At 63.0% G+C, this 8,265-nt stretch carries 8 protein-coding genes; all 8 read left to right on the top strand.

Features of this window, described 5'->3' with window-relative positions:
* The first annotated feature begins 241 nt into the window (after positions 1 to 241).
* The 8 genes from ACZ9BC_RS21865 (at position 242) to ACZ9BC_RS21830 (ending at position 8,264) form a co-directional block, all read left to right on the top strand.
* Positions 242 to 952: a GntR family transcriptional regulator gene (locus ACZ9BC_RS21865; protein WP_476247795.1), complete on the top strand. Its 711-nt coding sequence runs from the start codon at positions 242 to 244 to the stop codon at positions 950 to 952.
* A 128-nt stretch (positions 953 to 1,080) separates the two neighbouring features.
* A complete protein-coding gene (locus ACZ9BC_RS21860; protein WP_476247794.1) occupies positions 1,081 to 2,058 on the top strand; it encodes a tripartite tricarboxylate transporter substrate binding protein in 978 nt (325 codons plus the stop codon).
* Between the two features lie 2 nt (positions 2,059 to 2,060).
* Positions 2,061 to 2,609, top strand: coding sequence for a tripartite tricarboxylate transporter TctB family protein (locus tag ACZ9BC_RS21855; RefSeq protein WP_476247793.1), 549 nt, complete (start codon positions 2,061 to 2,063; stop codon positions 2,607 to 2,609).
* A 9-nt stretch (positions 2,610 to 2,618) separates the two neighbouring features.
* Positions 2,619 to 4,121, top strand: coding sequence for a tripartite tricarboxylate transporter permease (locus tag ACZ9BC_RS21850; protein ID WP_476247792.1), 1,503 nt, complete (start codon positions 2,619 to 2,621; stop codon positions 4,119 to 4,121).
* Positions 4,114 to 5,082 carry a sugar phosphate isomerase/epimerase family protein gene (locus ACZ9BC_RS21845; protein WP_476247791.1) on the top strand — a complete coding sequence of 323 codons (969 nt, stop codon included), beginning with the start codon at positions 4,114 to 4,116 and terminating at the stop codon, positions 5,080 to 5,082. Before ACZ9BC_RS21850 ends, ACZ9BC_RS21845 begins: the two co-directional genes overlap by 8 nt.
* Positions 5,079 to 6,803, top strand: coding sequence for a dihydroxyacetone kinase family protein (locus tag ACZ9BC_RS21840; protein ID WP_476247790.1), 1,725 nt, complete (start codon positions 5,079 to 5,081; stop codon positions 6,801 to 6,803). Before ACZ9BC_RS21845 ends, ACZ9BC_RS21840 begins: the two co-directional genes overlap by 4 nt.
* Entirely contained in the window at positions 6,793 to 7,260 is a 468-nt protein-coding gene (locus ACZ9BC_RS21835; RefSeq protein ID WP_476247789.1) for a ribose-5-phosphate isomerase, read from the top strand. Before ACZ9BC_RS21840 ends, ACZ9BC_RS21835 begins: the two co-directional genes overlap by 11 nt.
* Complete coding sequence (locus ACZ9BC_RS21830) at positions 7,257 to 8,264, top strand: 4-hydroxythreonine-4-phosphate dehydrogenase PdxA (protein ID WP_476247788.1); 1,008 nt, start codon at positions 7,257 to 7,259, stop codon at positions 8,262 to 8,264. The genes ACZ9BC_RS21835 and ACZ9BC_RS21830 overlap by 4 nt, the downstream gene beginning before the upstream one ends.
* Position 8,265: the final 1 nt, after the last annotated feature.

Here is an 8,265-nt window from a genome sequence, read left to right as displayed (position 1 = left end):
CCACTCGATACGACAAACTCGCCATCACCTATCGGGCAGGCGTCGCACTCTACGCTTCCCTGATCTGGCTACGACAATAAGGAGACACGCCCTAGGTCGACGCAGGGCTGGGTTTGCCGTCCTTGACACTCCGCCAGGCTCACTGGCGGAGTGTTGAGGGGCGGAGACCCGGCGCAAACTGCCCGGGCCTGCAGAATCGAATAGGATCTTGGAAAGTTCCCACGACGAATAGAATTCCGACATGAAGAATCTTCCCGAGGCTCCGAGGTTTGGCTTGTCGCGACGTATTTTGCGGGATGAGGTCTTCGACTACATTGTCGACCTCCTGCTTGGAGGCTGGCTGGAGCCGGATTCTTCCGTAAATATCGACTCGCTGGCACGCCACCTGGATGTCTCGCCTACCCCCGTTCGCGAGGCCCTTGTGCAACTTGAGCACACCGGGCTCGTGCGGCGCGTTGCGTTGAAGGGCTACAAGGTGGCTCCGCCACTCAGTGGGGAGCAGTTGCACGAACTCTTCGATGCCCGGGAGGTGGTGGAGGTGGCAGCCGTTAAGCGTGCAGCTGCCCACCTGGACGAGTTGCTGCCGGCGCTGGCTGAGGCTCACGAGCGGCACCGGCAGGCGGCCGAGCTGTTCGAAAGCACTGACGTTGCCGACCGAACGGCCGGGTACCGCAAGTATTTTGAGGCCGACTGGAACTTCCACGAAACCATCCTCCGGAACTCCGGGAACCGCTACCTGCACCAGATGGCACAGTCCGCAAGCACCCACACGCACCGCATGCGGCAGAGCGCCACCGAGGGATCCAGCGACACAGCTTTGGCCCTCGCCGAGCACGAAGCCGTGCTGGTTGCCTTTCAGCGGGGCGACATAGAGGGTGCCGCACAGGCGATGGCGGCGCACATAGCCAACGCCCGCTCACGCGCTCTGCACGCAGACCTGTCTAACAACTAGCTCCACAAAAACGCCCATCTTGCATCTGGGCATGACCGATGTCACACTGGATCGTAGATCCAATAGGATCTTGGATTCTTACCACTCGCGGGATTCCGCATTCCATTTGTTGTCAAAGGAGATCAACGATGTTGAAAGTTTCGAAGGCAGTAGCTGTTACCGGGTTCTGCGCAGTGGGGCTATTCGCCCTGACAGGTTGCGGGGCCAACGCGGGCAATGCCGCTGCAGGCCAGGCCTTCACTCCCAAAGGGGACGTGACCATGGTGGTTCCGTTCGGAGCCGGCGGCGGAAGCGATCTTTCCGGCCGTGCGATAGCTTCCGGCCTGGAGGACATCACCGGCGTCAACATCAACACGGAGAACCGGGAAGGCGGGTCCGGAGCCGTCGGCTACGCGAGTTTCCTCGCCCAGGAAGGCAAGCCGGACCACCTGCTTGCCACGGAAACTGCCATGCTCGCACTGCCCCTGACCCAGGACGTTCCCTTCACCTACGAGAGCTTCACTCCGATCATGAAGCTGGGCGATGACTACACGCTTCTCACGGTCAAGCCGGATTCGCCCTATAAGACCTGCGAAGACGTGGTCAAGGCCGCGGGCAGTGGCCGGGTTATTGCCGCTGTCTCCGGTTCAACAAGCCTTGACCAGATCGTCTTCACCTTGATTGAGAAGGAAGAAGGCATCAAGTTCGACCGGGTTCCCTACGAATCGGGCAATGAAGTTGTGGCCGGTCTCCTGGGCGGCCAGGTGGACGTCATTTCTGTTAACCCTGGCGAAGTCCTTGGACAACTTGAAGCCGGCACGTTGAAGCCGCTGTGCGCCCTCGCGGACAAGCGGTACGAATTCGAGGCCCTGAAGGATATTCCCACGGCTACGGAGCAGGGCATCGACGTGTCCTTTGCCCAGTTCCGCGGTTTCATCGCGCCGGGCAACATCACGGCCGAGCAGAAGCAGTACTGGATTGACGCTGCCAAGAAATTCGAGGAGACCGACGGGTACAAAAAGTACATCGAGGAGAACCTGCTGCAGGCCACCGCGGTCTACGGTGATGACTTCAAGACATACCTGGCAGGGAACGCTGAAGACCTCACCAAGGTGCTGGGCAAGTAACTATGACTTCCGCTCTGCAGAGACTTGGCCCTAACGGGGTCATTATTGCCCTGGGCATCGCCACCGCGGTGGCCGGCGCCGGGTACGGCTTCCTGGGTGAGGACGGCCGGATCGGCCCAGGCTTCCTTCCGGCCATCGCGGGCGCCTTGATGGCAATCTTCGCCGCAGTCAATGTCGTAACCTCTGGGAAGAAGCACGGCGCCACCCTCGAGAGCGTAGTGGAGGACCACATACCGGGCCTTGACCACGAGGAAGCTCCCGGGGAACCGGCTGGTAACGGCGGCGACCTGGACATTTACGGCCGGACGCAACGCCAACGGGACAAGATGCTTTGGACCGTCATTGGCATCATGCTTGCCACGGTCCTGCTGGTCCCGCTTCTCGGCTTTATGCTCGCCTTCGCCGCGATGCTCGTGGTGGTCGCCGTAGTGGTGGAACGGCGCAAAGTTCTTCCGTCGATCGCCGTCAGTGTGGTCACCCTCGCCGCTACGTACGCGGTCTTCGTCTTGTTCCTCCGAGTGCCGCTGCCCCAGGGCATCCTCGGAATCTAGGAGAACTCAATGCTTGACAACCTCATGCTCGGGTTTTCGACCGCGCTGACTTTCGAAAACCTGCTGTGGTGCTTCCTGGGTGTTCTTGTGGGCACGGTCATCGGCCTGATGCCAGGCCTCGGTTCCACCACGGGCATCGCCATCCTCATTCCCCTGACACTGGGCATGGAGCCGGTAACGGCCCTCATCATGCTCGCCGGTATCTACTACGGGGCCCAGTACGGCGGCACCATCACCTCTGTGCTCATTTCAACGCCCGGGGAAGCCGCGAGTGTGGTCACCACCCTGGACGGCTACCAAATGGCCCGGCAGGGGCGTGCCGGTTCGGCCCTGGCCATCGCCGCCATCGGTTCTTTTATTGCCGCGATCATTTCCCTGGCGCTGCTCATGGCGCTGGCGCCGCCCTTTGCACAGTTCGCCCTGAGCTTCGGACCGGTGGAGAATCTTGCCATCATGATCCTGGGCCTGGTCACCGTGGTGAGCTTCGCCGGCGGATCGATGTCCAAGGGCCTCATGATGGCGGCAGCCGGCCTGTTGATCAGCACCGTTGGCATTGCATCCGGCTTCAGCCAGGCCCGGTTCACCTTCGGCAACGTCAACCTGCTCGGCGGCATCCCGTTCGTTGAAGTCATGATCGGCCTCTTTGCCCTCGGCGAAGTCCTCCACCAGATCCGTGTAGGGGCTGCCGCCCCCATCCGGGCACGCTTCAAGGACATGGTCCTCAGCCGCAAAGACCTCACCAAATCTGTTCCGTCCATCCTCCGGGGCAGCTTCATCGGGTTCCTGCTCGGCTGCCTCCCGGGTGCCGGATCGACCTTGGCCTCCTTCCTCTCCTACGGTGTGGAGAAACGCGTCTCCAAGAACAAGGACAACTTCGGCAAGGGCGCCATTGAAGGCGTTGCCTCACCGGAGAGCGCCAACAACGCTGCCGCGAACGCGAACTTTGTTCCCACGCTTGCCCTCGGTATCCCCGGCGGCGGCACCACGGCAGTGCTCCTCGGCGCCTTCACCATTTACGGGCTCCAGCCCGGGCCGCTGCTCTTTGAACAGCAGCCCACGCTGGTCTGGGGATTGCTCGTCTCGTTCTTCATCGGCAACGTGATGCTGCTGGTTCTCAACCTGCCGCTGGCACCTGTCTTCGCACAGATGCTTCGTATTCCCTACGCCTACCTTTACCCGATCATCATCCTCACAAGCCTCGTAGGCGCCTACTCGGTCAGCAACAACATGTTCAGCGTCTGGCTGGTAGTCATCTTCGGCCTGGTTGGCTTCTTCATGAAGGAACTCGACCTGCCGGTCGCACCGCTGGTCCTGGGCGTAGTCCTCGGCCCGCTGCTGGAAAAGTCGTTGGTGCAAACCTCTGCCCTGGGCCAGGGAAACTTCATGATCATGTTCCAGAGCCCGATTTCCGTCTCAATCCTCTTACTTGCCGTCCTGCTGGCCGTGGGGCCCTGGCTCATGAGCCGGTTCAAGGCCAAAGCTTCGGACACAAAGGATCTCACCCATGTATGACAGCACCACCTGGCCCATCGCCGCTGCACTGCTGCAGTTCCCGGGCACCGCACCCGACGGCACCTCCGTCCAGGACCAGCAGGCTGAAGGATGGGTGGAAACCCTCCGCGAAGTACGCAGCGTCGGTTTCGACGCCATCGACCTCACCGACAGTTGGCTGAAGCCGGCAAACCTGGCTCCGCACAGGCTGGCCGAGTTCAAGGAAGCGCTTCAGGAATGCGGACTCACCGCCCCGGTCCTGTCCGTGGTCCGCACCAGCGTTCTGGATCCGCTGGCGGGCGAGGCCAACCTCGACTACACGCTGCGCTCAGTGGAAGCGGCAGCCGAACTCGGCTCAGGCGTACTTTCCCTGGGGCTGCACCAGCCGTTGACGCCGGAGCAGCGTCAAAGGCTGTGGTTCTGGACCGCGGAAGGCGCCGGTGATCCGCCCGGTGATGCCGATACCTGGCAACTGGCCGTGCAGCGGTTCCGCACCATCGGCAAGAGAGCCGCGGAGTACGGCCTGCTGGTTTCCCTCGAACTCTACGAGGACACGTACCTTGGCACCGCCGACAGCGCCGTCCGCCTCATCGAGGACATCGGCCTGCCGAACGTGGGGATCAACCCGGACATCGGCAACCTGGTCAGGCTGCACCGGCCCATCGAAAGCTGGCAGGACATACTGCACAAGACCCTGCCGTACGCCAATTACTGGCAGGTCAAAAACTACTTCCGGGACGAAAACCCGGACACGGGATCCATCACTTCGAGTCCCGCACCGCTGGAACTTGGATTCATCAACTACCGCCACGCGGTGCGGGAAGCACTCGCGGCAGGCTTCAGTGGAGTGTTCTGCTGCGAACACTACGGCGGAGACGGACTGGGAGTCAGTGCCATGAACCAGCGCTACCTCCGCTCGCTGCTTGAATCCGCGCTGCCGGCAAGCAGCACCGCCCCCTACTTCAAGGAAAAGGTCTCATGACAGCCCTGCAGTCAGATGCAGCCACGTTCGCGGCGGACATGCTCACAGGTTTCGAAGCCGCCAACAGCCGCTACGTCAAAGCGGTGGACGGCGGTGTGGTCCGCTCGACGGTCATGCCGGAAGGAAGAGTCGGCCTCGTGGTCGGGGGAGGATCGGGACACTACCCTGCCTTCGCCGGCCTGGTTGGCCCCGGGCTCGCAGCCGGAGCGGTCTGCGGCAACATCTTTGCTTCCCCCTCCGCCTCACAAATTTCACGCATCGCCAGGACCGTCCACCGTGGCGCCGGCGTCCTCCTGGGATACGGAAACTATGCCGGTGACGTCCTGCACTTCGGCCTTGCGCAGGAACAACTGAGGGCAGCAGGAATGGACGTCCGCTCCATCGCCGTGACTGACGACATCGCCAGCGCACGCCCGGAGGAACTGCACAAGCGCCGCGGCATCGCCGGCGACCTGACAGTTTTCAAGGCTGCCGGTGCGGCCGCTGAAGCCGGATACAGCCTGGACGACGTGGAGCGCATTGCCCGCCTTGCCAACTACCGCACGCGGAGTTTGGGCGTCGCCTTCTCGGGCTGCACCCTTCCGGGCGCCATCAAGCCGCTGTTCACTGTCCCTGAGGGAATGATGGCCGTCGGCATGGGCATCCACGGCGAACCGGGCATCTCCGAGGTGCCACTGCCCACTCCCGACGAGCTCGCCGACCTCCTGGTCACGGCCCTGCTGAAGGACACCCCGGAGAATCCGGGTACCAGGGTGGCCGTCCTCCTCAACGGCCTGGGCACCGTGAAATACGACGAACTGTTTGTCCTGTTCGGGAAGGTCAACGCACGGCTGCGGGACCAGGGCCTCGAGGTTGTGCAGCCTGAATGCGGCGAACTGGTGACCAGCCTCGATATGGCGGGCGTCTCCCTGACCCTGTTCTGGCTTGATGACGAACTTGAAGCCCTGTGGGCGGCCCCGGCGGACTCACCCGCTTACCGCAAAGGCAGCATCAGCTCGGAGCCGGACCTGGACTTTTACGATGACATCACGCTCGACGCCGAGTCCCCGGCTGAGGGCGAAGCGCTGGTGGCAGCAGCACCGCTGGGCGTCCGCCTGTTCAGGGCGGTAGACAGTCTCCTCACCGCTGCCGAGCAGGAACTCGGCGACCTGGACGCCATAGCCGGCGACGGCGACCACGGCATCGGCATGCAACGAGGCGCATCCGCGGCCGCACGGGCAGCAGAACACAGTGCAGCCGGCGGCGACGGCCTCGCCGCCGTTGCCCGTGCCGCCGGCGAAGCCTGGGCTGAGCAAGCCGGCGGAACCTCCGGAGCCCTCTGGGGCGCTGCCATCTGCGCTGCATCAGCGTCCCTCCTGCAACGTTCAGAACTGACCCAGCAGACGGCCCTGGACGCCGTCGATGCGGGACTGCTGGCCATGCGCACGCTCGGGAAGGCAGAACCAGGTGACAAAACAATGATTGATGCCTTTGTTCCGTTCGCGGACACGCTGAGGGCCGGGCTCAATGATGGGCTGACGCTGGACCACGCCTGGGAAAAAGCCGCCGCAGCAGCCACCGCCGCCGCAGCGGCCACCGCGGACCTCAGGCCAAACCTTGGCAGGGCACGTCCACTGGCGGAAAAGAGCCTGGGCCACCCCGACGCCGGAGCCATATCCCTCGCGATGGTAGTCACCACCATCGGTAACAGCATGATGAAGGAAGGAACCCATGGAAAATAGATTGCGGATCGTCATTGGATCAGACAACGCCGGATTTGAATACAAGGAAGCGCTCAAAGCAGACCTGCTGGCCAACCCCCTGGTCGGGGAAGTCATCGACGTCGGAGTATCCGGCAACGAATCTACGGACTACCCGCACGTCGCCGTGGACGCTGCCCGCAAGATCGCCGACGGGGAGGCGGACCGGGGCCTGCTCATCTGCGGCACCGGCCTGGGTGTCGCCATCGCAGCCAACAAAGTCAAAGGCGTCCGGGCTGCAACAGCGCACGACAGCTACTCGGTTGAGCGGCTCATCCTGAGCAACAACGCCCAGATCCTCACCCTGGGACAACGCGTGATCGGGCTTGAACTCGCGCGCCGCCTGGCAGCCGAATGGCTGACCTACACCTTCAACCCCGCCTCCGCGTCAGCCAGCAAGGTCGACGCCATCTGCTCCTATGAGGAAGTAACAGCATGAACTCCACGTCCCAGCTCCCACGCATCGCACTGACCCTTGGCGACCCCGCCGGCGTAGGCCCGGAGCTCGCTGTCAAACTCCTGGCCAAGCCGGAAACCACGCAGGTAGCCGAGGTCTACGTTCTCGCCGATGCCGCCGAACTCGAAGCAGCCGCACAGGCAGCGGGGGTAACGATCCCGCTCAGTGACACCCCCCAGCCCGGGTTCGCCGTACTCCTCGACGACGCCTCAGCGCCGGTTGAGCCCATCCCGGCCAAGCAGGTGTCCCAGGAAGCCGGCGCCCGAACCCTCCACCAGCTCACCCGAGCGGTGGCCATGGCGAACGCCGGCGAGGTTGAAGCCATCCTCTTCACCCCGCTGAACAAGACGAGCCTCAAGCTTGGCGGAATGAAGGAAGAAGACGAGCTGCGGTGGTTCGCCAAGGAGCTGAACTTTGACGGCACTACCAGTGAACTGAACGTCCTTCCCGGCCTATGGACGGCCAGGGTCACCTCCCACATTCCCATCAGCGAAGTGGCAGAGCGGATCACCGCGACGAACGTCACCAACGCCATCAGGCTGCTGCATTCTGTTCTCTCGGATTCCGGGTTGGAGAATCCACGGATTGCGGTGTGCGCGCTGAACCCGCACGCCGGCGAAAACGGAAACTTCGGCCGTGAGGAAATTGACCACATCGCCCCGGGAATCGAAGACGCCCGCGGAGAAGGAATCGACGCTGCAGGGCCATTCCCGTCCGATACCGTTTTCCTCGCCGCCAAGCGCGGAGACTTTGACGGGGTGGTGACGATGTACCACGACCAGGGGCAGATCGCCATGAAGCTCATCGGCTTCGACCGCGGCGTGACCATCCAGGGCGGCCTTCCCATCGTGATCGCGACCCCCGCCCACGGCACCGCCTTCGACATCGTCGGACAAAACATCGCCAACCTCGGCGCAACGGAACACGCGTTCGAACTTGCCGTCGCCGTCGGCTCCCGCATCCGTGCTGCAAAGGTGGCCGTCTGAC

The organism is Pseudarthrobacter sp. TE3704, from assembly GCF_056279405.1.
The sequence above is the reverse complement of the archived record's forward strand: the minus strand, read 5'-3'. Positions and strand labels throughout refer to the sequence as shown.